The 25869-nt window shown below is 49.2% G+C and carries 26 protein-coding genes and 1 tRNA gene; 15 read left to right on the forward strand and 12 right to left on the reverse strand.

What is annotated here, in order from left to right; genetic code table 11:
• The first annotated feature begins 12 nt into the window (after positions 1 to 12).
• Both ACTHSN_RS01055 and pyrC read left to right on the forward strand, forming a co-directional pair.
• Positions 13 to 606, forward strand: a complete 594-nt coding sequence (locus tag ACTHSN_RS01055; RefSeq protein ID WP_070461428.1) for an NMCC_0638 family (lipo)protein — start codon at positions 13 to 15, stop codon at positions 604 to 606.
• Positions 607 to 701: 95 nt separating this feature from the next.
• Positions 702 to 1736, forward strand: coding sequence for a dihydroorotase (pyrC, locus tag ACTHSN_RS01060; protein ID WP_440365012.1), 1035 nt, complete (start codon positions 702 to 704; stop codon positions 1734 to 1736).
• A 133-nt stretch (positions 1737 to 1869) separates the two neighbouring features.
• Here pyrC and ACTHSN_RS01065 read toward each other — a convergent pair whose 3' ends face one another.
• Complete coding sequence (locus ACTHSN_RS01065) at positions 1870 to 2433, reverse strand: RBBP9/YdeN family alpha/beta hydrolase (protein WP_107768822.1); 564 nt, start codon at positions 2431 to 2433, stop codon at positions 1870 to 1872.
• A 230-nt stretch (positions 2434 to 2663) separates the two neighbouring features.
• Complete coding sequence (gene cysD, locus ACTHSN_RS01070) at positions 2664 to 3578, reverse strand: sulfate adenylyltransferase subunit CysD (protein ID WP_199903852.1); 915 nt, start codon at positions 3576 to 3578, stop codon at positions 2664 to 2666.
• Between the two features lie 216 nt (positions 3579 to 3794).
• Between cysD and trhA the strand changes: the two genes are divergently transcribed.
• Positions 3795 to 4421: a PAQR family membrane homeostasis protein TrhA gene (trhA, locus tag ACTHSN_RS01075; RefSeq protein WP_049322741.1), complete on the forward strand. Its 627-nt coding sequence runs from the start codon at positions 3795 to 3797 to the stop codon at positions 4419 to 4421.
• 58 nt (positions 4422 to 4479) lie between these two features.
• On the opposite strand, the gene ACTHSN_RS01080 is transcribed toward trhA, so the two are convergent.
• Positions 4480 to 5910, reverse strand: a complete 1431-nt coding sequence (locus ACTHSN_RS01080) for an alanine/glycine:cation symporter family protein (protein ID WP_049322742.1) — start codon at positions 5908 to 5910, stop codon at positions 4480 to 4482.
• A gap of 361 nt (positions 5911 to 6271) precedes the next feature.
• On the opposite strand from ACTHSN_RS01080, the gene ACTHSN_RS01085 reads away from it, so the two are divergent.
• Positions 6272 to 7000, forward strand: a complete 729-nt coding sequence (locus tag ACTHSN_RS01085) for a YebC/PmpR family DNA-binding transcriptional regulator (RefSeq protein ID WP_003745951.1) — start codon at positions 6272 to 6274, stop codon at positions 6998 to 7000.
• A gap of 59 nt (positions 7001 to 7059) precedes the next feature.
• On the opposite strand, the gene ACTHSN_RS01090 is transcribed toward ACTHSN_RS01085, so the two are convergent.
• From ACTHSN_RS01090 to tgt, 4 genes are all read right to left on the reverse strand, one after another.
• Positions 7060 to 7551: a disulfide bond formation protein B gene (locus ACTHSN_RS01090; protein ID WP_049322743.1), complete on the reverse strand. Its 492-nt coding sequence runs from the start codon at positions 7549 to 7551 to the stop codon at positions 7060 to 7062.
• A 202-nt stretch (positions 7552 to 7753) separates the two neighbouring features.
• Entirely contained in the window at positions 7754 to 8152 is a 399-nt protein-coding gene (locus ACTHSN_RS01095) for a c-type cytochrome (protein WP_003745956.1), read from the reverse strand.
• A gap of 120 nt (positions 8153 to 8272) precedes the next feature.
• Positions 8273 to 9283, reverse strand: a complete 1011-nt coding sequence (hemH, locus tag ACTHSN_RS01100; protein WP_049322744.1) for a ferrochelatase — start codon at positions 9281 to 9283, stop codon at positions 8273 to 8275.
• Between the two features lie 85 nt (positions 9284 to 9368).
• Positions 9369 to 10484: a tRNA guanosine(34) transglycosylase Tgt gene (tgt, locus tag ACTHSN_RS01105; protein WP_049322745.1), complete on the reverse strand. Its 1116-nt coding sequence runs from the start codon at positions 10482 to 10484 to the stop codon at positions 9369 to 9371.
• A gap of 237 nt (positions 10485 to 10721) precedes the next feature.
• On the opposite strand from tgt, the gene ACTHSN_RS01110 reads away from it, so the two are divergent.
• The 11 genes from ACTHSN_RS01110 to accD all read left to right on the forward strand — a co-directional run bounded on the left by ACTHSN_RS01110 (position 10722) and on the right by accD (position 20523).
• Positions 10722 to 10798, forward strand: a tRNA-Val gene (locus ACTHSN_RS01110).
• A gap of 52 nt (positions 10799 to 10850) precedes the next feature.
• Positions 10851 to 12764 carry a threonine--tRNA ligase gene (gene thrS / locus ACTHSN_RS01115; RefSeq protein ID WP_049322757.1) on the forward strand — a complete coding sequence of 638 codons (1914 nt, stop codon included), beginning with the start codon at positions 10851 to 10853 and terminating at the stop codon, positions 12762 to 12764.
• A 17-nt stretch (positions 12765 to 12781) separates the two neighbouring features.
• Positions 12782 to 13303, forward strand: a complete 522-nt coding sequence (gene infC, locus ACTHSN_RS01120) for a translation initiation factor IF-3 (RefSeq protein ID WP_079453677.1) — start codon at positions 12782 to 12784, stop codon at positions 13301 to 13303.
• 142 nt (positions 13304 to 13445) lie between these two features.
• Positions 13446 to 13643: a 50S ribosomal protein L35 gene (rpmI, locus tag ACTHSN_RS01125; RefSeq protein ID WP_003675505.1), complete on the forward strand. Its 198-nt coding sequence runs from the start codon at positions 13446 to 13448 to the stop codon at positions 13641 to 13643.
• A 12-nt stretch (positions 13644 to 13655) separates the two neighbouring features.
• Positions 13656 to 14015, forward strand: a complete 360-nt coding sequence (gene rplT / locus ACTHSN_RS01130; protein ID WP_003675502.1) for a 50S ribosomal protein L20 — start codon at positions 13656 to 13658, stop codon at positions 14013 to 14015.
• A 248-nt stretch (positions 14016 to 14263) separates the two neighbouring features.
• A complete protein-coding gene (gene pheS, locus ACTHSN_RS01135) occupies positions 14264 to 15253 on the forward strand; it encodes a phenylalanine--tRNA ligase subunit alpha (RefSeq protein WP_003683075.1) in 990 nt (329 codons plus the stop codon).
• Positions 15254 to 15356: 103 nt separating this feature from the next.
• The gene (gene pheT, locus ACTHSN_RS01140) at positions 15357 to 17720 is read left to right on the forward strand and encodes a phenylalanine--tRNA ligase subunit beta (protein ID WP_107768813.1); all 2364 of its coding nucleotides are present in this window, start codon (positions 15357 to 15359) and stop codon (positions 17718 to 17720) included.
• Positions 17721 to 17835: 115 nt separating this feature from the next.
• A complete protein-coding gene (locus ACTHSN_RS01145) occupies positions 17836 to 18138 on the forward strand; it encodes an integration host factor subunit alpha (RefSeq protein WP_003680933.1) in 303 nt (100 codons plus the stop codon).
• A complete protein-coding gene (locus tag ACTHSN_RS01150; protein WP_063076401.1) occupies positions 18122 to 18469 on the forward strand; it encodes a hypothetical protein in 348 nt (115 codons plus the stop codon). The genes ACTHSN_RS01145 and ACTHSN_RS01150 overlap by 17 nt, the downstream gene beginning before the upstream one ends.
• Positions 18470 to 18795: 326 nt before the next feature.
• A complete protein-coding gene (trpA, locus tag ACTHSN_RS01155) occupies positions 18796 to 19581 on the forward strand; it encodes a tryptophan synthase subunit alpha (RefSeq protein WP_070461439.1) in 786 nt (261 codons plus the stop codon).
• Between the two features lie 75 nt (positions 19582 to 19656).
• Positions 19657 to 20523 carry an acetyl-CoA carboxylase, carboxyltransferase subunit beta gene (accD, locus tag ACTHSN_RS01160; RefSeq protein WP_070461440.1) on the forward strand — a complete coding sequence of 289 codons (867 nt, stop codon included), beginning with the start codon at positions 19657 to 19659 and terminating at the stop codon, positions 20521 to 20523.
• Between the two features lie 63 nt (positions 20524 to 20586).
• Here accD and ACTHSN_RS01165 read toward each other — a convergent pair whose 3' ends face one another.
• From ACTHSN_RS01165 to ACTHSN_RS01185, 5 genes are all read right to left on the reverse strand, one after another.
• On the reverse strand, positions 20587 to 21033 hold the full coding sequence (locus ACTHSN_RS01165; protein WP_070461441.1) for a GatB/YqeY domain-containing protein: 447 nt from the start codon (positions 21031 to 21033) through the stop codon (positions 20587 to 20589).
• Positions 21034 to 21130: 97 nt separating this feature from the next.
• Positions 21131 to 21343 (reverse strand): 30S ribosomal protein S21, encoded by a 213-nt coding sequence (gene rpsU, locus ACTHSN_RS01170; protein ID WP_003680926.1) that lies wholly within the window; start codon positions 21341 to 21343, stop codon positions 21131 to 21133.
• 277 nt (positions 21344 to 21620) lie between these two features.
• Positions 21621 to 23468 carry a lytic transglycosylase domain-containing protein gene (locus ACTHSN_RS01175; protein WP_070461442.1) on the reverse strand — a complete coding sequence of 616 codons (1848 nt, stop codon included), beginning with the start codon at positions 23466 to 23468 and terminating at the stop codon, positions 21621 to 21623.
• A gap of 178 nt (positions 23469 to 23646) precedes the next feature.
• Positions 23647 to 24114, reverse strand: a complete 468-nt coding sequence (locus ACTHSN_RS01180; RefSeq protein ID WP_070461443.1) for an FxsA family protein — start codon at positions 24112 to 24114, stop codon at positions 23647 to 23649.
• 167 nt (positions 24115 to 24281) lie between these two features.
• Positions 24282 to 25799 (reverse strand): polyamine aminopropyltransferase, encoded by a 1518-nt coding sequence (locus ACTHSN_RS01185; RefSeq protein ID WP_440365029.1) that lies wholly within the window; start codon positions 25797 to 25799, stop codon positions 24282 to 24284.
• Positions 25800 to 25869 lie beyond the last annotated feature (70 nt).

Genomic DNA, 25869 nt, shown 5'->3' on the forward strand with positions numbered 1-25869 from the left:
AGGCCGTCTGAAATGTCTAAAGCCGTCGCGTTGTCTGCCGTCGTATTGGCTGTTTGCCTGAGTGCATGCGGCAATGAAAGTGTTTCGCCGCAGAACGCTGCCGATTATGCCCAAAATGTAACCGACTTGTTCCGCCAAAGCTGTGTGGCTGCAGACGGCGATGCCGCCATTGTCGGCGAGTTCGCCAATGCCAACAAACTGGTTTTATTGTCGAAAAAAGATATGGCCGATTTGCCTGCCGGAATGATGGATTTGGAGGCATTGAGCATTTGGAAGAAAACGGTAAACGGCGCAGATTATTATTTGAGCCTGACCGAAGACAGTTGCAGCGTGCGTACGGCCAAAGCCAATGACCATCTGATTTTCAAACAATTTTTGGCTTTGGCAGAAAATCCGCCGCAAGGTTTGAACGCTGAATTGCGTGCCGATAATTTGTCGGAAGCCCCGTTGCCCATGCGTCAGATTTCCTACGCATGGCGCGCGTCCGGCAGTCCGAAAGAAACCTTGCTGACCGTCAAAACAACGTCGTTCGAGCATTTTCCGGTACAGGCTGTTTTTTATTTGACCCATCATTCTTACGACAATAAGGCCGCCGTTTTGCCTTAGACCGGTTGACGATTGAAACATCAAATTAATAGAAACCATTCCGCCGAATAAAGGCCGTCTGAACATTATCAAACCAAACCACTCGAAAGTAAGTTATGCAAACCCTGACCATCATCCGCCCCGACGATATGCACTTACACCTGCGCGACGGCGACGCGCTCAAAGCCGTTGCCCCGTACACCGCCCGACAAATGGGCCGCGCGGTTATTATGCCCAACCTCAAACCGCCCGTCGTCAGCGTTGCCGATGCCCAAGCCTACAAAGTGCGCATTATGGCCGCCCTGCCGGAAGGCAGCACCTTCCAGCCGTTGATGACGCTTTATTTGACCGACAACGCCACTCCCGAACTCGTGCGTGAGGCTAAGGCTGCCGGTATTGTGGCTTTCAAACTCTATCCGGCAGGCGCGACCACCAATTCTGATTCCGGCGTAACCGACCTGTTCAAACTGATTCCCGTGTTGGAAGAAATGGCGAAACAGGGCATTTTGTTCTTGGTTCACGGCGAAGTCACTGATCCTGAAATCGATATTTTCGACCGTGAGGCCGCCTTTATCGAGCGCGTGATGAAGCCGGTTTTGGCACAAGTGCCGAATCTTAAAGTAGTGTTTGAACACATCACCACTGCCGAAGCCGCCCGACTGGTATTGGAAGCAGGCGATAATGTGGCCGCGTCCGTGACGCCGCAACACTTGCTGCTCAACCGCAACGACCTTTTGGTCGGCGGCGTGCGTCCTCATCATTTCTGCCTGCCTGTACTCAAACGTGAAACCCACCGTCAGGCTTTGGTTGCTGCCGTTACCGGTGATAAGGCACACAAATTCTTCCTCGGCACGGACTCTGCGCCACATGCCAAAACTGCCAAAGAAAATGCTTGCGGTTGCGCCGGTATGTTCAGCGCGATGACCGCCATCGAGCTTTATGCTGAAGTGTTTGAGAAAGCAGGCGCGTTGGATAAACTGGAAGCCTTTGCTTCTAAAAACGGCCCACGTTTCTACGGTCTGCCTGAAAATTCCGATACCATCACATTGGTCAAACAAACGCAAACCGTTCCTGCCAGCGTATCTTACGGCGATGGCGAGCTTGTACCGATGAGGGCCGGTGGTGAGATTGAATGGACGGTGCAATATTAGATTTGCCGTCAATAAGGCATAAAAAGAAACAACCTGCTTGAAAGGGCAGGTTGTTTTTTATTGTCGTTCAGACGGCCTGTCATGGGGAGGGGAGGCATACAAGGCCGTCTGAAAACCGGATTAGAGTGTGTGTTTAGTCGGTCAACATGGATTTCAGCGCTTCCCAAGCCTGCGGCAGTTGGGTAAAGCCGTCCGAAGCCATCAAATGGCCGCCTTCGGGGATATGGGTAACAGGGCTTTTAAGTTTGGCCGCCATGTCCAAAGTCAGTTCAGGCGGAACATGGGTGTCATTGTCGGAAACCAGACAGTGTTTGGGCATGTCGATTTTGCGCAGGATGTCGAAATCGGGGGACGCTGCTTTAATGTAGGCATCAAGCGCGGGTAGGGGCGGCAGCGTATCGGCAAAACCTGCGGCAAGCAGCAGGCCGCCGATTTTTTGCGGCTGTTGGCGGCTGAGGAAATGAAGGAGGGTAATGCAGCCGAGGCTGTGGCCGACTAGGAAGGTATGGGCATCGGGCTTGCCGATGTGCTGGTCAAGGGTAAACTGCCACGCAGTCGTGCTTGGTTTGTCGGGATTGGGCATGGCGAGGGAGATTGCTTGTGTGCCGGTGCTTTTGATTTGGGCGCAAAGCCAGTCAAACCAGTTGCCGTGCGGATTGCCTTCAAAGCCATGTACGATATAAACGCGTCGATTCATGTTTCTCCTCCTTCAGACGGCCTGAGATTTTTGTCTAAATCTCTACCTGCAAGTGTTTATTATACCATGTTTGTTTATGTTTTATTGTTTGTTGCTTTGTAAGGATGATTGATTAAGCTTTTGTTGTTAAATGATATTTGCAAGAATAATAAAGCAAACAACACGGCAGGGGCGGATGGCTTTGCCGTGTTGTTCGGGTTTGAAATATATAGGCCGTCTGAAAAAACGGTTTAGAAATAGCCTTGTTTTTTGCGCTCTTCCATTGCCGCTTCCGATACGCGGTCATCCATGCGCGTGGCGCTGCGTTCGGAAATGGTTGCGGCGGCGGTTTCGGCAATGATGTCTTCGGGCGTGGCGGCAGTGCTGGCAACCGGGCAGGTGCAGGAAATATCGCCGACGGTGCGGAAGCGGACATCGCGGATTTGGGCAACTTCGCCTTCGCGTTTGGGGGTCAACGGGGTAACGGGAACGAGCAGGCCGTTTCGTTCGACAACTTCGCGTTTGTGGGTGTAATAAATCGGCGGCAGGGCGAGTTTTTCGCGTGCGATGTATTGCCAGATATCCAATTCCGTCCAGTTGGAAATCGGGAACACGCGCATGTTTTCGCCTTGGAACAGGCGCGTATTGTAGAGCGACCATAATTCAGGACGTTGGTTTTTAGGATCCCATTGGCCGAACTCGTCGCGGAAAGAGAAGATGCGTTCTTTGGCGCGCGCTTTTTCTTCATCGCGGCGCGCGCCGCCCATCAGTGCATCAAAGCCTTGTTCTTCAATGGTTTCAACCAGTGTAACGGCTTGGGCGGCGTTGCGCGAATCAGTTTCGCGGCGTAAGACGACGCTGCCTTTGCGGATGGACTCTTCTACGCTGCCGACCACAAGTTGTACGCCGGTGCGTGCGACCGTGTCGTCGCGGAACCGGATGACTTCGGGGTAGTTGTGGCCGGTATCGACGTGCAGGAGTTTGAACGGCAGCTTCAGCGGACGGCCTTCGATTTGGAAGGCTTTGACGGCAAGCGCCAGCAAGACGACGGAGTCTTTGCCGCCGGAAAACAGCAGGGCCGGGTTTTGGGCGTTGGCAATCACTTCGCGGATGATGTAGATAGACTCGGCTTCGAGCCAGTCGAGGTGGTGGTTTTGGATGGACATTTTTTCTCTACTTTGCAATCTTGGCGATAGCCGATACTTTAGTGAGGCCGTCTGAAAAAGGGAAAGAATGGTTTGTTTGTTGCAAAGATGTTTTTGTTATATTGCCCGAGTGTGTTTTCAGACGGCCTTTGCGCTTTAACTTATTTTTAACCCGATTTCTCTGACGAAGCGCCTGTCTTCGCGTACACTTTGGTTTTTTAGAAATGAGAATGGTTTATGTATCACGGCGAGAGATTTAATGCGTACAGCCATTTGGCCGGTTTCTTGTTGGCAGTGGCGGCCTTGGTGCTGATGCTGGTGAAAGCGGTGGAATCGGCGGACGGCTATCGGATTGCCGGTGCACTGACTTATGGAGTCTGCCTGCTGCTTCTGTATTTGGGCTCAACCTTATACCACAGTATTCCGCAGCCGAAGGCCAAGGCGATTTTGCAAAAGGTCGATCATTGCATGATTTATCTTTTGATTGCAGGCAGCTATACGCCGTTTACGCTGATTACCCTGCAGGGCGGTTGGGGTTGGTCGCTTTTCGGCGTGTCGTGGGGACTGGCTTTGCTGGGCATTATTCAGGAGCTGACGATTGGGCGTAAAAGCGAGAAGCGGTTGTTGTCGATGGTGATTTATGTGTTGATGGGCTGGCTGATTGTAGTGGCGGTATGGCCGCTGATACAGTCGCTTTCGGCCGGTGGATTATTTTGGCTGGTGTTGGGCGGTGTATTGTATAGCTCGGGGATTTATTGGTTTATCAACGATACGAAAATCCGCCACGGCCACGGTATCTGGCACTTGTTTGTCTTGGCAGGTAGTTTGACGCAATTTATCAGCATTTATTTTTATGTATTGTAGTTTCAGACGGCCTGAAATAAAAAACCTCTCAGTTTGACTGAGAGGTTTTTGTTTGTCGTCAACCTGGGTTTTTGTCGTGGAATTCGTGGAATTCATAGTTGTAGGTCAACTCTTTGCCGGCTTTGGTTTGTGCCAGATAATCATCGTAAACCGCACGGATTTCCTTACGTAGCAGGAAGAGGGCGATTAAGTTCGGCAAGACCATAAAGCCGTTGAACATATCGGACATACTCCAAACCAAATCCACTTTGCCCAATGTACCCAATACGATGGCCACCAAAACCAGCACGCGGTAGATGCCCAAGTGTTTGCCGCGGAACAGGAAGCGGATATTGGATTCGCCGAAGTAGTACCAGCCGATGATGGTGGTAAAGGCGAAGAAGGTCAGACAGACGGCGAGCAGTTGCGAACCGAAACCAGGGAAGGCTTTATTAAACGCCAGTTGGGTAACCGCCGCGCCAGTTTCGCCAGACAAGTTAGCGTCGGTCAGCAGGATAATCAGCGCGGTTGCCGTGCAGACCATCAGCGTATCGATAAAGATACCGATAAACGCGGCCATACCTTGTTGCACAGGGTGTTTGACGTTGGCGGTCGCATGAGCGTGCGGAGTCGAACCCATACCGGCCTCATTGGAAAACAGGCCGCGTGCCACGCCGAAGCGGACAGCTTCGCGCATACCGATACCGGCCGCACCGCCCAATACTGCTTCAGGATTGAAGGCAGCAACAAAGATACTGTGGAACATCGGGATGATGTGGTCGGAGAATTTGAACAAAATAATTACGGCACACAAGATGTAAATCACCGCCATAAACGGCACGACAAATTGCGCGATACCGGCAATGCGGTTGATGCCGCCGATGATGATCAGGCCGGCGAATACCGCCAAAGCAATGCCGACAGCCATCGGAGGAATATCGAAAGCCAAATTCATGGCCGAAGCGATGGAGTTGGATTGGGTCGCGTTACCGATGAAGCCCAGCGCGATAATCAAGGCAATGGAGAAAAAGCCGGACAGGAAACGTGCCGCGCCCCGGCCGATTTTCGGGGTCAGGCCGTGCGTGATGTAAAACGCAGGGCCGCCGATGTATTTGCCGTGGCTGACCACGCGGTATTTTTGCGCCAAAACGGCTTCTGCAAAAATGGTGGACATGCCCAAAATGGCAGACAGCCACATCCAAAAAATGGCACCCGGGCCGCCGGCGGTAATCGCAGTGGCGACACCGGCAACGTTACCGGTACCGATTTGCGCGGAAATCGCCACAGCAAGCGCTTGAAATTGAGACAGGGATTTGCCTTCGTGGTCTTTGTCTTTTTTGCTGAACAAGCCGCCGAAAACAGATTTGAAACCCGTCCCCAATTTGGTCACTTGCGGCGCGCCCAAGTACAGGGTAAAAAACAGGCCGATACCGATTAAGGCATAAATCAGCAGGTAGTCCCAAAGAACCAGATTGACTGCACCCACCAGAGCAGACAATATTTCTTCCATAATATAACCTTTAAGAAAAACAAATAAAAAGAAAATGATACGGGCAACTACTCCCGTTCATTTTCGCGGTTGGCAACAAGGGCGAGCAGGCCGTTTTGCCGTTTAATACCGGTTAAGTTGTTAACAATCCTGACCGATTTTGTCATCATACCGTAAACCTTCGTGAATTAAAACGGAAAACTGACAAAGGTTTGCCGCAAATATGCATCTTTAAAAAAGATTCTTTGTTTTTCAGACGGCCTGTTTTTGCAAATATTCGGGCCGTCTGAATATTTTGGGTAAAGGCAACTTATGATAAAATGCACGCCTTACAAATAAAGCACATCCCGCCTCAGCGCGTGAAAAAACGAAAGGAATCAATATGGCAGGTCATAGTAAGTGGGCAAATATCCAACACAAAAAAGCCCGACAAGATGCCAAACGCGGCAAAATCTTCACCCGTCTGATTAAAGAAATTACCGTTGCTGCCCGCATGGGCGGCGGCGATCCCGGCGCAAACCCGCGCCTGCGCCTGGCTTTGGAAAAAGCCGCCGAAAACAATATGCCTAAAGACAACGTGCAACGTGCCATCGATAAAGGTACGGGCAATCTGGAAGGCGTGGAATACATCGAGTTGCGTTACGAAGGCTACGGCATCGGCGGCGCGGCTTTGATGGTGGACTGTCTGACCGACAACAAAACCCGTACCGTTGCCGATGTGCGTCACGCGTTCACTAAAAACGGCGGTAACTTGGGTACCGACGGCTGCGTAGCGTTCAACTTCGTTCATCAAGGCTATTTGGTGTTTGAACCGGGCGTTGACGAGGATGCGCTGATGGAAGCAGCTTTGGAAGCCGGTGCGGAAGACGTGATCACCAACGACGACGGTTCCATCGAAGTGATTACCGCGCCGAACGACTGGGCAGGCGTGAAAGCGGCTTTGGAAGCTGCAGGCTACAAATCTGTTGACGGCGACGTTACCATGCGTGCTCAAAACGAAACCGAGTTGAGCGGTGAAGATGCGGTTAAAATGCAAAAACTGATTGATGCATTGGAAGATTTGGACGACGTACAAGACGTTTACACTTCTGCCGTGTTGAATCTGGACTAATGGTTTAAAGAACAAAAGGCCGTCTGAAATTTCAGACGGCCTTTTTATATTGAAACCAATCAGATTTTTCTGGTTTTCAACCAAGCCCAAAGCAGCAGCAATACGACGAAGCTGAAATATAAAACACTCCACACCGGCAGGGCGACGCCGAATAGATAGTCCGGCTCGGCGCAGTTGCCAAAGCCGCGGACGATGGGTTCAAACCAATCGAACAAAGGCCAGTCGCGCAGACGGAAGGTCCAAGGTGCGCCGCAAGAAGGGGCGGTGCCGGGCGGCAGGCTTTGCAACCAAATTTGATAGGCGGCGACACCGGCGCCGTAGACGGCCGGAGCAGCAATCAACAATGCCGAGAGCGAACGGGCAAATTTGGAAGATTGAGAACTGAACGCCGTAACAATGGCCAACAGCCCGACACCCAATACGCACAAGCGTTGCAGGATGCACAATACGCATGGGTTCATGCCCAAAACGTATTGGGAAATAAAGGAGCCGCAGGCGGCAAATATGGAGAGGACGACTAAAAATAAAACAGTCTTGCGGAAAAAGTTCATAAGATAAAACCTTTCAGACGGCCTGGACGCAAAACAGCCGATAAATAATGTTTACTTTAACACAAAACGCATATGCTTTTTTTGGTTTGACGGTTTTTTGCGTATGTTTGTTGATGTTGCGTAACCATATACATAGAAACAAAATGTGTCGTACAGAAAAGGCCGTCTGAAATGTTCAGACGGCCTTTAGGGGAGAGACGTTTTATTTTTTCCCGTGAGATTTTTTGACATCTGCTTCAGTAATCGTACCGCCGCCATTATTAAAGGCGTTCATGATGTAAGTGGCGACGGCGGCAACATCGGCATCATTGATGGCGGTAGAAGGCATGAAGCCGTTGTAAGGTTTGCCGTTCACTTTAATCGGGCCGTTGATGCCCTTGGTCATGCTTTGCAACAGGACTTGCGGTTTTTTGTTGATATAGTCGGACTGGAACAGTGGCGGGAACATGGCGCCACGGCCTTCGCCCTTTTTGCCGTGGCAGGCGGCGCAGTTGGTTTCGTAAATCTTTTGTCCTTTGCTCATCAGCGTGGCATCAGCGGCAAAAGCGGTTGGGAGGCTGAGTGCGGTCAGGAGGAGCAGGATAGGGCGGAGTGCAGTCATGATGTGTTCCTTTTTGAGTAGTGTTTTTGATGGCTACACGCTTGGTTTGCGTTTGAATAACTTGATGATAACGCTAAAGGCCGTCTGAAAGTGGATTTTTCAGACGGCCTTTGGTTTAGGTCAAATCCAGCCTTGCAGATTGGCCCGGCTTAATTGGGCAAGTGCGGTAATCCAGTCGGCGGAATCGTTGAGGCAGGGGATGTAACGGTATTCTTTGCCGCCGGCGGCGTGGAATTGTTCGCGTCCCATAATGGCGATTTCTTCCATGGTTTCGAGGCAGTCGGCCATGAAACCGGGGCAGAAGACGTCGAGTTTGGTCGTGCCTTGTTTCGGAAGTTCATCAAACAGGGCTTGTGTGCTGGGCTTGACCCATTGGGATTTGCCAAACTGGCTTTGGAAAGAAACGATGTATTCTTGTTCGGACAAGCCCAATGCCTGCGCGAGCAGTTTGGCGGTATGGTGGCACTCGTCAGGATAGGGGTCGCCGTCGTCATGATGCTTTTGCGGAATGCCGTGGAAACTCAACATCAGTTTTTCGCCGCGTCCGTTTTGGGCCCAATAGGCTTCAATATGCTGCTTCATGGCTTGAATATAAGCGGCATCGTCGTAATAACGGGAGACGGTGCGGATGCTCATTTGGTTGCGTTGCAGCAATAATTCTTGAAACACTTTGTCCAAAGCCGCGCCGGTGGAAGAGCCGGCATATTGAGGATAAAGCGGGATGACCAGCAATTTGCCCACGCCTTGGGCTTTGAGTTCCGCCAAAACGTCGGCAACGCTCGGGTTGCCGTAAGTCATGGCATGACGGACGATGACATCGGGCAAATGTTTGGCCAGGGCTTCTGCTTGGCGGTGTGTGTAAACCTCAAGCGGCGAACCTTCTTTAAACCAAACTTTCTCATAGGCATGCGCGCTTTTTTTGGGGCGAAAGGTCAATACCAAGCCGCGCAATATCGGTTGCCATAAGAGCTTGGGTAATTCGACAACGCGTTGATCAGACAGAAATTCTTTCAAGTAAGGCTTGACTGCGGCAGCAGTGGGTGCGTCGGGCGTGCCGAGGTTGAGCAGCAGGACGGCGGTACGGTTTTGTGCGGTATAGGCTAGGGCCGGTTCGGTATGGAAACGGGACATGATTGTGCTTTATTAATGAAGAATATTGAGGCCGTCTGAAAAGCAGTTTGACTCAAAACCTGGTTTCAGACGGCCTTTAAAAGGATTAATCCACACCACGGGCGCGGTTTTCATGGAATTGCGCCTGCCAATCGGCAAATTTGCCTTGTTCGATGGCTTCGCGCATTTCTGCCATGATGACTTGGTAGAAGTGTAGATTGTGGATGGTGTTGAGCTGTGCGCCCAAGATTTCGCCGACTCGGTGCAGGTGGTGCAGGTAGGAGCGGCTGAAATTCTGACAGGCGTAGCAGGTGCAGCTTTCATCAATCGGACGCTTGTCGAGTTTGTGTTTGGCGTTTTTGATTTTCAAATCGCCAAAACGGGTAAACAGCCAGCCGTTACGCGCATTGCGGGTGGGCATGACGCAGTCGAACATATCCACGCCGTGTGCCACGCCGTACACCAAGTCTTCAGGCGTGCCGACGCCCATCAAATAATGTGGCTTGTGTTCCGGCAGGATAGGGCCGACGGAGCGCAACATGCGGTACATTTCGGGCTTGGGTTCGCCAACGGACAAGCCGCCGATGGCCAAGCCGGGGAAGTCGAGCTCTTCCAAACCTTTCAGCGATTCTTCGCGCAAATCTTCATACATTGCGCCTTGTACAATGCCAAACAGGGCATTTGGGTTTTTCAGGTCTTCAAAAGCCTTTTTGCTTCGCTCCGCCCAGCGCAGGCTCATTTGCAGCGATTTTTGCGCTTGGCTGTGTGTTGCTTCGCCAGGAGTGCACTCGTCCAACTGCATCACGATGTCGGAATTCAATACGGTTTGGATTTTCATCGACACTTCGGGCGAGAGGAATAGTTTGTCGCCGTTGATCGGGCTTTGGAATGTACAGCCTTCTTCGGTCAGCTTGCGCATGTCGGACAACGAGAATACTTGGAAGCCGCCCGAGTCGGTCAAAATCGGCTTGTCCCAACCGATAAATTCGTGCAGGCCGCCGAATTGTTCGATGACTTCCAAGCCTGGGCGTAGCCACAGATGGTAAGTGTTGCCTAAGATGATTTGTGCTTTGATGTCATGCAGGTTTTGCGGGTTCATCGCTTTGACCGAACCGTAAGTGCCGACCGGCATAAATACAGGCGTTTCGATTTTGCCGTGGTTCAGTTCCAAAGTGCCGCGTCGGGCATGACCATCTTTTTTGTGTAAGGTAAATTTGAGCATAGTAATAATAGATTGGACGTTCGCGTGTGTGCGAAATGAAAGGGCAGATTATAAAGGATTTTTCGTTGGTTGACGGCTGGATTTTATCTTTGTCAAAACAATGCTTCAGACGGCCTGAATAATAGAAGAAATAAAAAATGAGGCATAAATCAAACAAAAATATCCAGGCCGTCTGAAAAGTATTTACAGATGCTTGCAAAAGGGAACACGCTTCGTTACAATAAGCGACTTAGATGAAGGCACATAGCTCAGTTGGTTAGAGCACCACCTTGACATGGTGGGGGTCGTTGGTTCGAGTCCAATTGTGCCTACCAAATTTCCATAACGGCTTTATGCCGTTATTTTTTAATGTTTTGGAGCTTTCTGATGTTGAACATTACCTTGCCGGACGGTTCGGTCCGCCAATATGAATCACCCGTTACCGTGGCGCAAATTGCAGCGTCTATCGGTGCAGGTTTGGCAAAGGCAACGGTAGCGGGCAAGGTTAACGGTAAATTGGTGGATGCTTGCGATCCGATTACCGAAGATGCCCACGTTCAAATCATTACGCCTAAAGACAAAGAAGGTGTGGAAATTATCCGCCACTCCTGTGCGCACTTGGTCGGTCATGCGGTCAAGCAGCTCTACCCTGATGCCAAAATGGTTATCGGCCCGGTCATTGAAGACGGGTTCTATTACGATATTGCAACTGAAAAACCATTTACGCCTGATGATGTAGCCGCCATCGAAGCGCGCATGAAAGAATTGATTGCACAAGACTATGACGTCGTTAAAGTGATGACGCCCCGTGCAGAAACCATCAAAATTTTCCAAGATCGCGGCGAAGAGTACAAATTGCGTCTGATTGAAGACATGCCTGAAGTGGAAGCAATGGGTATGTATCATCATCAAGAATACGTCGATATGTGCCGCGGTCCTCATGTTCCCAATACCCGTTTCTTGAAAAACTTCAAGCTGACCAAACTGGCAGGCGCATACTGGCGCGGCGACAGCAACAATGAAATGCTGCAACGTATTTACGGTACAGCCTGGGCAAGTAAAGACGAATTAAAAGCATATATCCAACGCATCGAGGAAGCGGAAAAACGCGACCACCGTAAGCTGGGTAAACAATTGGATTTGTTCCACCTGCAAGATGAGGCGCCGGGCATGGTGTTCTGGCATCCTAAAGGCTGGGCTTTGTGGCAAGTGATTGAGCAGCACATGCGCAAAGAGCTGAATGCTGCCGGTTATAAAGAGGTGAAAACGCCTCAGATTATGGATAAAACCTTCTGGGAAAAATCCGGCCACTGGGAAAACTATAAAGACAATATGTTCGTGACCAGTTCCGAAAAACGCGAATACGCGGTTAAACCGATGAACTGTCCGGGTCATGTACAAATTTTTAATAACGGCTTGCGCTCATATCGCGATTTGCCAATGCGTTTGGCTGAGTTCGGTTCTTGCCACCGCAATGAACCAAGCGGTGCGTTGCACGGTCTGATGCGTGTTCGCGGTTTTGTGCAAGATGATGCGCATATCTTCTGTGCCGAAGATCAAATCGTTGATGAGGCACGCGCATTCAATGAATTGCTGGTTCGCATTTACAAACAATTCGGCTTCCATGATGTTGCTGTGAAGTTGTCCCTCCGTCCTGAACAACGTGCAGGTTCTGACGAAGTTTGGGATAAAGCCGAACAAGGCCTGCGTGACGCATTGACTGCTTGCGGCGTAGAGTGGGAAGAGTTGCCTGGCGAAGGTGCATTCTATGGTCCTAAGATTGAGTACCATGTCAAAGATGCCTTGGGTCGCTCTTGGCAGTGCGGTACCCTGCAGTTGGACTTCGTATTGCCGGAGCGTTTGAATGCAGAATATGTAACAGAAAACAACGACCGTGCGCGTCCTGTAATGTTGCACCGTGCTATTTTGGGTTCATTGGAGCGCTTCATCGGTATTCTGATTGAAAACCATGCAGGCTCATTCCCATTGTGGCTTGCTCCGGTTCAAATGGTGATTATGAATATCACCGAAAACCAAGCAGATTATTGTCGCGAAGTGGCTGCTAAATTACAGGCAGCAGGCTTCCGTGTCGAATTGGATTTGCGTAACGAAAAAATCGGTTACAAAATCCGTGACAACAGCCAATACCGTTTCCCTTATCAAATCGTTGTCGGCGATAAAGAGAAACAAGAAAACAAAGTTGCGGTACGCCGCAAAGCAGAAGACTTGGGTTCTTTGAATGTAGATGATTTTATTGCACAATTGCAGCAAGAAATCACTGACGCCCTCGTCAATCATTAATTTTTATAGGAGTATTCATCATCGCTCAAGAACGCGAAGCACGAATCAATGGTGAAATTACCGCCAAAGAAGTGCGATTAATCAGTGAGTCAGGCGATCAGCTTGGTGTCGTTTCAGTTCGTGAAGCTTTGGCTATGGCCGAAGAGCAAGATGTCGATTTGGTAGAAATTTCCCCGACTGCCAAACCGCCCGTATGCAAACTGATGGATTACGGTAAATACAAATACCAACAAGCCAAAAAGCGCGACGAAGCTAAGAAAAACCAAAAGCAGGTACAAATCAAGGAAATTAAATTCCGTCCGGGTACTGATGAAGGCGACTATCAAATCAAGATGCGCAACATCAACCGCTTCCTTGCCGATGGTGACAAAGTCAAAGTGACATTGCGTTTCCGCGGTCGCGAGATGGCCCACCAACAATTGGGCGCCCAACTGCTTGAACGCGTAAAAGAAGAGTTGGCTGAAGTGGCGCAAATCGAGTCCTTCCCTAAAATGGAAGGCCGCCAAATGGTGATGATGATTGCGCCTAAGAAAAAATAAAGCTATAATGCAAGGCTTATTTCGATTGCCGCTCGGAATAAGGTTTAATTAGCGGCAAAAACCGTGGTATTTTGGGTTCCAAGTGTTTGAAATTTATTTCAAAACCCCTTATACCTTATCTAATAACGAATGGAGTTTTCCAATGCCTAAAATGAAAACCAAGTCTAGCGCGAAAAAACGCTTTAAAGTACTGGGTAACGGTGGTGTAAAACGCGGTCATGCGTTCAAAAGTCACATCCTGACCAAAAAAACCACTAAAACTAAACGTCAATTGCGCGGCACCGCTATGGTGGATTCACGCGATTTGGCTTCTGTTGCTAAAATGTTGCCCTACGCTTAAGGAGTTTAAAATATGCCACGCGTAAAACGCGGTGTTACCGCTCGTGCTCGTCACCAAAAAGTCTTCGCGTTAGCCAAAGGCTACCGCGGTCGTCGTAAAAACGTTTACCGTGTTGCCAAACAAGCGGTAATGAAAGCCGGTCAATACGCATACCGTGACCGTCGCCAACGCAAACGTCAATTCCGTCAACTGTGGATCGTTCGTATCAACGCAGGTGCTCGTGAAAATGGTCTGTCTTACAGCAAATTCATGAACGGCCTGAAACGCGCTGCTATCGAAATCGACCGTAAAGTATTGGCTGATTTGGCTGTATTCGACAAAGCTGCATTTGCACAATTGGTTGAAAAAGCTAAAGCTGCTTTGGCTGCTTAATTCGATAAGATTATTTAAAAAGGAAGCTTATGCTTCCTTTTTTCTTTTCTTAAAGAAATCCTATGTAGTTGATTTTCTTTCTTTAAACTCTATTTTTTTATACTAATTTGCGATAAAATAGGCCTCTCTTATCAAACGGATTGGCCGCAGTAAGACAAAAGGCCGTCTGAACGGGTTTGTAATCAAATCCAACAGACGGCTTTGTTGTTTCAGACGGCCTGCCATCAACAAACAGACGATAAACCACCATGGAAAATGTAAACCGTATCGTTGCAGAAGGTATTGCCGCTATTGAAGCCGCGCAAGACTTCAATGCCTTAGAACAAATTAAAGCACGCTATCTTGGTAAAACCGGCGAATTGACCGGACTTTTGAAAACTTTGGGTCAAATGTCTCCTGAAGAGCGTAAAACCATAGGCGCGCACATCAATGAATGCAAAAATCAGTTTCAGACGGCTTTTAATGCCAAACGCGATGCCCTGAATGAAGCCAAGCTGCAAGCCCAATTGGCTGCAGAAGCCTTGGATATTACTTTGCCGGGCCGTGCACAAGAGCATGGCGGTTTGCACCCAGTGACTTTGACTTTGCAACGTGTGGTTGAGCTGTTTCACGGTATGGGTTTTGAAGTGGCGGACGGCCCTGAAATCGAAGACGATTTCCACAATTTCCAAGCCTTGAATATTCCTGCAAATCACCCCGCGCGTGCGATGCAAGATACCTTCTATGTTGAAAACGGAGACGTTTTACGCACACACACTTCGCCTATTCAAATCCGCTATATGCTCGACAAAAAAGAGCCGCCTATCCGTATTATTGCTCCCGGCCGTGTTTACCGTGTGGACAGTGATGCCACTCACTCGCCTATGTTCCATCAGGCCGAAGGTTTGTGGGTAGAAGAGGGTGTCACTTTTGCCGATTTGAAAGCAGTGTTCACTGACTTTATCCGTCGCTTCTTTGAACGCGATGACCTGCAAGTACGTTTCCGTCCGTCTTTCTTCCCGTTTACTGAGCCTTCTGCCGAAATCGACATTATGGGTGAGAATGGCAAATGGTTGGAAGTAGGTGGTTGCGGTATGGTACATCCTAACGTGTTGAAAAATGTGAATATCGACCCTGAAAAATATACCGGTTTCGCTTTCGGTATCGGTCTCGACCGTTTTGCCATGTTGCGCTACAACGTCAATGACCTGCGCTTGTTCTTCGATAACGATTTGAACTTCTTGAAGCAGTTTAAATAAATTTCAGATGGTCTTTTGATAGGCCGTCTGAAAAGTGAATAGATATTACTGATTTCGTCTGATAAAAATTTGTTTCAGACGGCCTGATAGTAGAGAAAATAATATGCAATTTCCTTATTCGTGGCTGAAAACTCAAGCCAATCCTGATCTTTCTGCCGATAAACTGGAACATCTTTTGACCATGGCCGGTTTGGAAGTGGAAGAAATCGATACTGCCGCCCCTGCTTTCAGTGGCGTGGTTGTTGCCGAAGTAAAATCTGTTGAAAAACATCCTGATGCAGACCGTTTGAACGTTACCCAAGTTGATGCCGGTACGGGCGAGTTGGTTCAGATTGTTTGTGGTGCGCCAAATGTCAAGCCGGGTATTAAAGTGCCGTGTTCGTTGCCGGGTGCCGTTTTGCCGGGTAACTTTAAAATTAAGCCGACTAAAATGCGCGGCGTACCATCAAACGGTATGCTGTGTTCGACCAATGAACTGGGTTTGCCTGATGATGGTGTAGACGGTCTGCACATTCTGCCTGAAGATGCGCCTGTCGGTGCCAATATCCGTGAATACTTGGATTTGGACGATACGCTGTTTACGTTGAAAATTACGCCTAACCGCGCTGATTGCTTGAGCGTTAAGGGTATTGCGCGTGAGGTTTCTGCGTTGACTCAATGTGCGTTTAGGCCTGTTGAAATTCAGACGGCCTTTATCGGCAGTGAGAAAAAACAGGCTGTCCGTATTGACGCACCGGCCGACTGCGGCCGTTTTATCAGTCGCGTTATTGAAAATGTCAATGCGAAAGCGGCTACTCCCGATTGGATGAAACAACGTTTGGAACGCAGCGGTATCCGCAGCATTTCCGCATTGGTGGACATCGGCAACTATGTGATGCTGGAAATCGGTCAGCCTATGCATGTTTTCGATGCTGACAAGCTGTCAGGCAGTTTGATTGTCCGCCGTGCTCAAAATGGCGAGACTTTGGCGTGTCTGAACGAGAAGACGGTTACTTTGGCTGACAATACACTGGTGGTCGCTGATGAAAAAGGTGCGTTGAGCTTGGCCGGCTTGATGGGCGGCGAGGCAAGCGCGGTTTCAGATGACACGCAAAATATCGTACTGGAAGCTGCTTGGTTTGCTCCGGAGATTATTGCGGGTAAATCCCGTCAATACGGTTTTGGTTCGGATTCTTCTTTCCGTTTTGAGCGTGGTGTGGATTACCGCTTGCAAGCTGATGCCATTGAGCGTGCTACCGAATTGGTGTTGCAGATTTGCGGTGGTGCAGCCGGTGAAATGGTTGAAGCACAAGGCAAATTGCCCGAGGCAAAACAGGTCGAATTGCGTTTAGGCCGTCTGAAAACGGTATTGGGCGTTGAAATCCCTGCCGAGCAAGTCGAAATTATCTTGCAACACTTGGGTTTGCAGCCTGAGAAAACCGAAGAAGGCTTCCGTGTTACTTCTCCTAGCTTCCGTTTCGACATCGAAATCGAAGCCGATTTGATTGAAGAAATCGGCCGCGTTTACGGTTATGAGAATATTCCTGACGACTATACTTCAGGCCGTCTGAAAATGTTGGCCTTGCCTGAAACCAAACGCCCTCGTTTTGCGGTTTATAACGAAATGGCGGCTCGCGGTTACCGCGAAGTGGTCAGCTATGCGTTTGTGGATGAGCAATGGGAGCAAGACTTTGCTGCCAATACCAATCCTATCCGCCTGCAAAATCCGTTGGCGGCGCAGTATGCCGTCATGCGTTCTACGCTTATCGGCGGTTTGGTGGAAGTTTTGCAAAACAATTTGAATCGTAAGCAAAACCGTGTACGCGTATTTGAGATTGCCCGTGTGTTCAGCAAAGATTCGGCTGATCAATTTGTTCAAAACGAACGTATCGGCGGTTTGTGGTATGGCTCCGTGCTGCCTGAGCAATGGGGCGAGAAAACACGCAACGTGGATTTCTACGATATGAAAGCCGATGTTGAGAGCCTTTTGAAAAACAAGGAAGTATCCTTTGTTAAGACCGAACATCCGGCATTGCATCCTGGTCGTGCCGCCAATATTGTTTCAGACGGCAAAGTAGTTGGTTTTGTTGGCGAGTTGCATCCGAAATGGCTGCAAAAATATGATTTGCCACAAGCGCCGCTGGTATTTGAAATCGATATGGATACTGTATTGGGTCGTGAGAAAACCCGTTATCAGTCTGTATCCAAATTCCAAGCTGCACGCCGAGATTTGGCATTTGTAATGCCTGAAGCTGTGACGCATGATGATTTGTTAAATGCCCTGAAAGCGGCGGCGAACAAGCTGGTTCAAGAAATCAGCGTGTTTGACGTTTACCGCGGTACGGGTGTGCCTGAAGGCATGAAGAGCGTTGCTGTTAAAATTATTTTGCAGGATATGGAAAACACGCTGACAGATGAAGTCATCGAGCCTTTGGTTGCGAAAATGATTAAAGCGGCAGCCGAAAAAGACGCACAGCTTCGCGCTTAAAATTAAGATAAAAGTTGTCGCCAAAAATTGCCAATAATATTTGATTTTTTGGTGAAGACTTGATTTTTAAAAGAATTTTGGTAATAATTGCACCAGTTTGAATGAAGGTAAACACATGACACTAACTAAAGCAGAATTGGCTGATATTTTGGTCGACAAAGTCAGCAACGTCACCAAGAATGATGCCAAAGAAATCGTCGAGCTCTTTTTTGAAGAAATCCGCAGCACTTTGGCGCGTGGTGAAGAAATTAAAATTTCCGGTTTCGGTAATTTCCAATTGCGCGACAAACCTCAACGCCCAGGTCGTAACCCTAAAACAGGCGAAGAAGTGCCGATTACCGCACGCCGTGTGGTAACTTTCCATGCCAGCCAAAAACTTAAAGGCATGGTGGAGCATTACTATGACAAACAACAATAATCCGGTTATTCCTGCCAAGCGTTATTTTACGTTGGATGAAATGTGCCAATTGGTGCAAATCAGTCCGGCTCAGTTTGCCCAATGGCAACATGAAAATAATGTTGTGATTGGATACGGTGGCGATCGATATACGCGTTCAGATGTGGTTAAGTTGTTGAAACTGAAAGATACGTTTGAACCATATATCGATACGTTCAGCCGTGGTGCTTTGGATGCAAACGGCAATCCTGCTGCCAATGCAGAAGAAGTCCGTCATGGTCTGATGCAGATTTTGTCTGATTTGGAGCGTCATCTTGGTTCTGAACAACAAAATCACCATGTCGAGCTATAATCGATAAGAAAATTCTGATCAAAAGTGCGAAGGCATACAAAGATTTGCATAATTGATTCTAATAAAGGCTGTTTGAATGATTTTCAGACGGCCTTTATTGTTTTATATTGCTTTCAAAATATCAGAATCTTGATTGCAAATGATTCTATGAAATAGCCGTAAATGTTATACTTAGCCTCTTGTTTGCCGATTGGAAAGAACCAGTCATTAGATAATGCGGATAGATACCGCCTTTTCATGGCAGACTGAGGTTTTTAAAACAAATGTAACGGCAGAATAAACAGGCTGCCGGACAACATTCAAATCGATGAAATGGATAGCAGAAAATGAGCAGAATCCAACAAACTTTCTCAGCGCTCAATGGCGCAAAAGCACTGATTCCTTATATTACGGTGGGTGATCCCAGCCTTGAGACAACCTTGGCATTGATGCATAGCCTGGTGGCTAATGGTGCTGATATTTTGGAACTAGGTGTGCCGTTTTCTGACCCTATGGCGGATGGCCCGACTATTCAACGTGCGGCTGAAAGGGCGTTGGCAAATCATGTTTCTTTGCGCGATGTATTGGAAACAGTACGCTTGTTCCGCCAAACCAATGATAAAACGCCGGTTGTGTTAATGGGTTACTTGAACCCGGTACATAAAATGGGTTATCAGGCGTTTGCGCAAGCGGCTGCCGAGGCAGGCGTAGATGGCGTGTTGACCGTGGATTCTCCGGTAGAAACCATTGCGCCTTTGCATGACTCGTTGAAAGCGCAAGGTATTGATTGTATTTTCCTTATTGCGCCAACAACAACTGAGGAGCGTATTCAAACGATTGCCAAAGTAGCCGGCGGTTTTGTGTATTATGTATCGCTCAAAGGTGTAACCGGTGCTGCAAGTTTGGATACTGAAGAAGTTTCGCGTAAAATAGAGCTTTTGCGCAAATACATCGATATTCCGATTGGTGTCGGCTTCGGCATCAATAATGCGGAGAATGCGCGTAAAATTGGTGCGGTAGCGGATGCCGTTATTGTCGGCAGCCGTATCGTCAAAGAGATTGAAAGCCATGCGGGTAGCGAGGCCGAAGCAGTAGGTGCGTTGGTTAAAGAGTTGAAAGACGCGATTCGCTAATATTTTTTATTCCATTATTTCAGACGGCCTTACGTTTAACTGGCCGTCTAAATTCTGAATCCTAAGGAGTCATTCATGAGCTGGCTAGATAAAATTCTTCCTCCGAAAATTAAAAACCGAAGCAGTTCGTCCAGCGTCCCTGAAGGTCTGTGGCACAAATGTCCGTCTTGTTCGGCAACGGTTTACTCAACCGAGTTGAAACAAAACAGCGAAGTCTGCCCGAAATGTAATCATCACAATCCGCTTTCTGCGCGCGAACGTTTGGACCTGCTTTTGGATGAAGAAGGCCGTGAAGAGATTGCAGCCAATATTAAACCGACAGACCCGCTGAAATTTAAAGACAGCAAAAAATATCCGGATCGCCTTGCTGCTGCGCGCAAAGCAACCGGCGAAGACGATGCTTTGGTTGTTATGAAAGGCACCATGAACGGCCTGCCTGTCGTGGTGGCTGCGTTTGAATTCCGTTTTATCGGCGGCTCTATGGGTTCGGTCGTGGGTGAGCGTTTCGTTCAGGGTGTACGCCGTGCTGTTGCAGATAATTGTTCGTTTATTTGCGTGGCGGCTTCCGGTGGTGCGCGTATGCAGGAGGGTTTGAACTCTTTGATGCAGATGACGAAAACCAGCGCGGCTTTGCATTTGCTGACTGAAAAACGTCTGCCGTTTATTTCCGTATTGACCGACCCGACCATGGGCGGCGTATCTGCCAGCTTTGCCTTCTTGGGTGATGTGGTTTTGGCAGAACCGAATGCTCTGATTGGTTTTGCAGGTCCGCGCGTTATCGAGCAGACTGTACGCGAAACCTTGCCGGAAGGTTTCCAACGTGCAGAATTTTTGTTGGAGAAGGGCGCAATCGACCAAATTGTCGATCGCCGTTCCATGAAAAAACGTATCAGCGATTTGATTACTTTGTTGCGTCATGAAGGTAAAGTAACTGCTGCTTGATGAGCACAATAAGAAAGGCCGTCTGAAAATAATATTTCAGACGGCCTTTTTGATTATTGATGATTAAGCAGTCAATGCGGCTTTCAAAACCTTGTTGACTTCGCCCATGTCGGCTTTTCCGGTCAGGCGGGTTTTCAGTACGCCCATGACTTTACCCATATCTGCCATGCCTGATGCACCGGTTTCTGCAATAGTTGCTTCAACGACAGTTTTGATTTCTTCTGCAGACATCATTTGGGGCAGGTAGCGGTTGAGGATTTCGATTTCCGCGTTTTCTTTGTCAGCCAAATCTTGACGGCTGGCTTCGGTATAGATTTTGGCACTGTCTTTGCGTTGTTTCACCATTTTGGTCAGGATGGAGATGACTTTTGCGTCATCGGCTTCGGTACGCTCATCTACTTCAAATTGTTTGATGGCGGCATTAATCAGGCGAATGGTGCTTAAAGACACTTGGTCTTTGGCGCGCATGGCAGTTTTCATGTCTTCGGTTAATTGTGTTTTTAGGCTCATAATGTTCTCACTTTATATAAAGAGGCCGCCTGAAAAAACAAAACACACCACAAAGCTGCCCTTGCGGTGTGTCGTTTATCACAGGGCAGGCCTGTAATTAGTACATTTTAGGAGGCAGTTGTTGGCTGCGCAGACGTTTTTGCAGACGTTTGGCTGCAGCAGCTTTTTTGCGTTTGCGTTCAGTAGTTGGTTTTTCGTACGCTTCACGGGCGCGCAGTTCGGTCAACAGACCGGTTTTTTCTACGGCACGTTTGAAACGACGCATGGCAACTTCAAATGGTTCATTCTCTTTAACACGAATAGCAGGCATTTTATTTCCTTTAAATTTTGTTCAATCAAACCGTTTTAAGAAATAGAGGACGGTTTGTCATAATGGGGGAGTTGTTGTATCGCTGGTTTGCCTAGGGCAGGGCGGGATACGCGCCGTGATGTAAACATCACCTCCTAACAAGTCGGCTTTTGCCGTGCAAGTGACCTTTTCGGTCAGAAACAATCGGGCGATTATCTTATAAACCCGATAGTCTGTCAAGGTTGCAGGCCGTCTGAACGTTTGATTCTGTCTCACTTTTCAGACGGCCTATCTCGTATTAATAACGACCGGGAACCGTACCCATACGTTGTTTCAACGAAGTTTGCGGTTCGTTGAACAATGACGCGTAATAAGTCGCGTTGGTCATGACTTTTTTCACGTAATCACGGGTTTCGGTGAATGGGATGGTCTCGGCGTAGATGGCGCCTTCCAAAGGAGAAGAAGCCTGCCAGTTGCGGGCGCGGCCTGGGCCGGCGTTGTAGCCTGCGGTGGCCATCACTTCGTTATTTTGCAGGCGGCGTTTGGCATCTGCCATGTACCAAGTACCCATGCGGATGTTGCCGTCCATGGTGTAGAGTTCGCTGCTGCTCATGCCGATTTTGCCGGCGATTTCGCGGGCGGTCGCAGGCATGACCTGCATCAGGCCTTGTGCGCCGACGCTGGATTGTGCGCCCATGACAAAGCGGCTTTCTTGGCGAATCAAACCGTAAACCCATGCCGGGTCAATACCAGCCTGTGCGGCATAGCGGACGGTTAGGTCTTTAAACGGAGAGAGGTAGCGCAGTTTGTAGTTGAGTTTGTGGTCGGTACGGTCTGCACTGTTGATTGCCATGTCGTAGAACTGGTTGTCAAAAGCAACTTGTGCGGCAGTCAGCAGGTTGTCTTCGTTAAAGTCGCGGGTGGCAAAACGCCATTCTGCTTGTGCCTGACGGCGCATTTTAGAGTCGCCGTTGCTTTGGCTGTTTTTAAACAGAACCAATGCGCGTTTGATGGCACCGTCTTCGCTCATGCGGCGGACGTCTTTGGCATCGGCATCGGAAACATTGTTGCGCGTATTGATGCGGCTGCCTAGTTCTTCACCTGCCATTACGGCGTAGAAATTGCGGCCGGAAGCGGCGGCTTTTTCATACATTTCTTTGGCTTGGCTGCTTTTGCCTTGTGCGGCAAAGCTGCGGCCCAGCCAATATTGCCATGTCGGGTCTTTTTGCAGTTTTTCAGGCATATGCTGAATCACGCTTGCCAATTCGTCCCAACGTTGCAGGCGCAAAGCGGCGCGTGCGTACCATTCCAATTGTTCGTCGGTCAGTTGCTTGCGGTCGGAAACGCGGCCGTAGTAGCTCAAAGCAGTCGGCATGTTTTGGCTTTGTGCATGGTAGTGGCCCAATACGCCCCATGCAAAGCTGCGTTGTTCGAGGCTGAGGCCGGGTTCCATGTCGGACAGGGTGGCTGCGGCAGAAGCGGATTTGCGTGCATCTTTGCCGATTACGCTCAACAGGCTGTATTCGGTCGCACCTTGTGCGCCACCTTCAAAGGGGCTGCCCAATGCGGCGGCGAGGTTGCGTGCATCTGTGGTTTGGCTGTTGCTCAACAAGCCGCGCACGCGACGCCATGCGTCGTTGGTGTTCAGACGGCCTGAAGCTGCCGCGCTTTCAACCAAGCGGGTACAGCCGGCAGGCAGTTTGCTGGTCACGCGAACCAGTTCGGCGGCTTTGCTGTAATTGCCGCTGCTCAAATCAGCATAACATTGCACTTCTTGTGCGACGCCGGCAGCGTTCAATTTGCTGAATTCTTGACGGAACAAATCCCATTGGCCGCGCGCGCCCAAGGTTTTCAGCCATTCGTTGCGGACGTTTTCAGCCATTGCGCTGTCGCTGGCTTGGGATAAAAATTGTTGTACCCAAGCATCGTCGCCACGTTTGGCAGCATCGATGGCGCTTTGGTATTGGCTGTAATCGGACAGAACTTTGGATTCGCTGTCGGCGCGGCGTGAAGGAATAGAAGTAGATTTAGGCTGAACGACGGTTTCGGTTTTCGAAGCAGTCGGTGTGTTTTGGGTGGCGCACGCCGATAAAACAGCGGCGGTAATCAAGCTGAGGGAGAGAGGGAAAAGACGTTGAACGTTCATTGGATACCGTGTCGTTTTTAGAATCAAAATAGTTGCTTATTTTAAATGATTTATGCGGAATAACCGAATTACAAACCGATATTTACATTTTCAAAGCCTGGAAATGACTAAGGCCGTCTGAAATATGAAACACTTTTGAGGTATTCCTAATTCAGACGGCCTTTTATAAAGGAAGTCGTCAATCGGGTTTGTGTTCGATATAGTCTTGCGGTTTGTCGGCTTTGCTGGTGCGCGTAACCGTATATTCGCCTTCGATAATGTCTTCATCATCTTTGGCGGAGCTATAAGTCTGACGGCTTTGGAAAGACTGCGTAGAAGAAACGGCCGCGTTGCCTTTAAACGGAATCAGTAAGAGCAGGGCGACAGCGGTTGAAATAAAGCCTGGGCTGAGCAGGAAAACCGCGGCGGCGGTATAGCGAATCGGCCACAGCATCTGATAGAGGGAAATGTTTTGGCCGCTGCGGACGGCTGCGCCTGCGAGCAAAAGGCCGGAAATGCCGGTATGGCGCAGCATAAAGATACCGCTGATAAAGCTGAGAGCCATCACAAACAGCGTCCAGCCGCCACCTATCCAGTCGGCAACCCAGACGATGGACATAATTTCCAAAAAGATTAAAACCAAAAAACCGATTCCAAAATACTGCATAAGAGTTTGTTCCTTCATTCAACGGATAGTGTCGATTGTGTTCTATCTAGATAAAGATAAACCTTATTTTTTCAAGCAAATGCTGTGTGAAAAAGGGTAAACGGGTAATGAGACCGTCTGAACGGGGATAAAAAGAAGACAGATGTTTCAGACGGCCTTTAGATATTCTATCGCATCACATTGTTCCAATCGCTTTCAAAATAACTGACGAGAATTTGGTTGTTTAAATAATTTGCTTCAACCTTGCGCCTTGCCATATCAGGCGGAAAGCGAAACATTTCGGCAACGGTCTGGGCATTGAGATAGCGGGTGGGTACGTCGAATTTTTGCGGAATGGGGAAATTTTGGTCAAATCCTGCTAACACAAATCCCCATTCGCCAAAGGAAGGGACGTAAACATGATAGGGCGCGGTATTCAATTTGGTCGCCTCGAGGGTAGCAACGACCGACCAGTAGGCATTGGGTGCGAAATAAGGCGAAGTCGATTGCACAACAATCTTACCTTGCGGCTCAAGATGGCGGGCAACGAGGCGGTACATGGGGACGGAGTAAAGTTTACCAAGCGAGAAATTGGACGGGTCGGGTAGGTCGATGATGATAACGTCGAATTTTTCAGACGACCCTTCCAGCCATTTGGCGGCATCGTCGTTGACGACGTGCATTTTGTGATGGGACAGCGAGCCTTGGTTGAGGGCGCTTAAGGTGGCGGAGGTTCTAAAAGTAGCGGTCATATCGGGGTCGAGATCGACCAAAGTAACATTTTTGACTTGCGGATATTTCAAGACTTCGCGTGCCGCCAATCCGTCGCCGCCACCGAGAATCAGGACGCGTTCGGCGTTGGGAACCATCTGCATGGCAGGCAGGACGAGTGCTTCGTGGTAACGGGCTTCATCGCGTGAGGAGAATTGCAGGTTGCCGTTGATGTAGAGGCGGGTATCGTCTTTCCAACGGGTAACGACCAGCCGCTGGTAGGGAGAGTGGCTTTGATAAACGACGGGATCGCCGAAATAGCTTTGTTCGGCTTTGAAGGAAATGCGGTCGGCGTAGGCGAAGGTGATGGCGAGGATGGACAAGACAATCAGCGCACGCAGGCGGATGGCGCGGTAGCGTGGCAGTTCGGCTTTAAACACGCGTGCGGTCAGATAGGCGACGGCGGCATTGAGGATGCCGAACAATAAGGCGGAACGCGCCATACCGAGTTTTGGGGCGAGCAGGAGCGGAAATAATAAGGAGACGGCAAGTGCGCCCAAGTAGTCGAAGGTCAGGACTTTGGAAACGAGTTCTTTAAATTCCGCCCCTTTTTGGTTTAACACGCGCATGACCAACGGGATTTCCATGCCGACAACCATGCCGACAATCAGTACAAAAGCGTAGAGCAGGGTACGGAACGGGGCGGCGGATAAACCGAAGGCCACAAATAATGCCAGCGCGGAAATGCCGCCGATGATGCCGACCAGAAGTTCGATTTCGATAAATCGGTGCAACACGTCTTTATCTTTGATGTATTGGGTCAGGTGTGCACCTATGCCCATCGAGAAAAGATAAAGCCCGATGACGGAGGAAAACTGCAAAATACTGTCGCCCAAAAGATAGCTTGCGAGCGCGGCGATGATGAGCTCGTAGGCGAGGCCGCAGCTGGCGACGATGAAAACAGAGATAATGAGGGTGCGGTGGGCATTCATGATGACGTTTTTGTGGCTTGAGTGTGGGCAATGTAATGATTTTTAAGGTAGGCTGCAAGTTTATTTATAGGAT

The organism is Neisseria sp. P0009.S010 (assembly GCF_051958545.1).
In the GTDB taxonomy this organism is placed as follows: domain Bacteria; phylum Pseudomonadota; class Gammaproteobacteria; order Burkholderiales; family Neisseriaceae; genus Neisseria; species Neisseria subflava_A.

What these genes read in the sequence shown, in the direction of transcription:
- cysD (WP_199903852.1), bottom strand. Translation starts at nt 3,578, where the DNA reads ATGTCCATCCAAAACCACCACCTCGACTGGCTCGAAGCCGAGTCTATC.
- pheT (WP_107768813.1), top strand. Translation starts at nt 15,357, where the DNA reads ATGCAATTTCCTTATTCGTGGCTGAAAACTCAAGCCAATCCTGATCTT.
- tgt (WP_049322745.1), bottom strand. Translation starts at nt 10,484, where the DNA reads ATGCTCAAATTTACCTTACACAAAAAAGATGGTCATGCCCGACGCGGC.
- trhA (WP_049322741.1), top strand. Translation starts at nt 3,795, where the DNA reads ATGTATCACGGCGAGAGATTTAATGCGTACAGCCATTTGGCCGGTTTC.
- rpmI (WP_003675505.1), top strand. Translation starts at nt 13,446, where the DNA reads ATGCCTAAAATGAAAACCAAGTCTAGCGCGAAAAAACGCTTTAAAGTA.
- pheS (WP_003683075.1), top strand. Translation starts at nt 14,264, where the DNA reads ATGGAAAATGTAAACCGTATCGTTGCAGAAGGTATTGCCGCTATTGAA.
- hemH (WP_049322744.1), bottom strand. Translation starts at nt 9,283, where the DNA reads ATGTCCCGTTTCCATACCGAACCGGCCCTAGCCTATACCGCACAAAAC.
- ACTHSN_RS01055 (WP_070461428.1), top strand. Translation starts at nt 13, where the DNA reads ATGTCTAAAGCCGTCGCGTTGTCTGCCGTCGTATTGGCTGTTTGCCTG.
- rplT (WP_003675502.1), top strand. Translation starts at nt 13,656, where the DNA reads ATGCCACGCGTAAAACGCGGTGTTACCGCTCGTGCTCGTCACCAAAAA.
- ACTHSN_RS01095 (WP_003745956.1), bottom strand. Translation starts at nt 8,152, where the DNA reads ATGACTGCACTCCGCCCTATCCTGCTCCTCCTGACCGCACTCAGCCTC.
- ACTHSN_RS01165 (WP_070461441.1), bottom strand. Translation starts at nt 21,033, where the DNA reads ATGAGCCTAAAAACACAATTAACCGAAGACATGAAAACTGCCATGCGC.
- ACTHSN_RS01175 (WP_070461442.1), bottom strand. Translation starts at nt 23,468, where the DNA reads ATGAACGTTCAACGTCTTTTCCCTCTCTCCCTCAGCTTGATTACCGCC.
- ACTHSN_RS01180 (WP_070461443.1), bottom strand. Translation starts at nt 24,114, where the DNA reads ATGCAGTATTTTGGAATCGGTTTTTTGGTTTTAATCTTTTTGGAAATT.
- thrS (WP_049322757.1), top strand. Translation starts at nt 10,851, where the DNA reads ATGTTGAACATTACCTTGCCGGACGGTTCGGTCCGCCAATATGAATCA.
- ACTHSN_RS01150 (WP_063076401.1), top strand. Translation starts at nt 18,122, where the DNA reads ATGACAAACAACAATAATCCGGTTATTCCTGCCAAGCGTTATTTTACG.
- accD (WP_070461440.1), top strand. Translation starts at nt 19,657, where the DNA reads ATGAGCTGGCTAGATAAAATTCTTCCTCCGAAAATTAAAAACCGAAGC.
- ACTHSN_RS01080 (WP_049322742.1), bottom strand. Translation starts at nt 5,910, where the DNA reads ATGGAAGAAATATTGTCTGCTCTGGTGGGTGCAGTCAATCTGGTTCTT.
- trpA (WP_070461439.1), top strand. Translation starts at nt 18,796, where the DNA reads ATGAGCAGAATCCAACAAACTTTCTCAGCGCTCAATGGCGCAAAAGCA.
- ACTHSN_RS01085 (WP_003745951.1), top strand. Translation starts at nt 6,272, where the DNA reads ATGGCAGGTCATAGTAAGTGGGCAAATATCCAACACAAAAAAGCCCGA.
- ACTHSN_RS01145 (WP_003680933.1), top strand. Translation starts at nt 17,836, where the DNA reads ATGACACTAACTAAAGCAGAATTGGCTGATATTTTGGTCGACAAAGTC.
- rpsU (WP_003680926.1), bottom strand. Translation starts at nt 21,343, where the DNA reads ATGCCTGCTATTCGTGTTAAAGAGAATGAACCATTTGAAGTTGCCATG.
- pyrC (WP_440365012.1), top strand. Translation starts at nt 702, where the DNA reads ATGCAAACCCTGACCATCATCCGCCCCGACGATATGCACTTACACCTG.
- ACTHSN_RS01090 (WP_049322743.1), bottom strand. Translation starts at nt 7,551, where the DNA reads ATGAACTTTTTCCGCAAGACTGTTTTATTTTTAGTCGTCCTCTCCATA.
- ACTHSN_RS01065 (WP_107768822.1), bottom strand. Translation starts at nt 2,433, where the DNA reads ATGAATCGACGCGTTTATATCGTACATGGCTTTGAAGGCAATCCGCAC.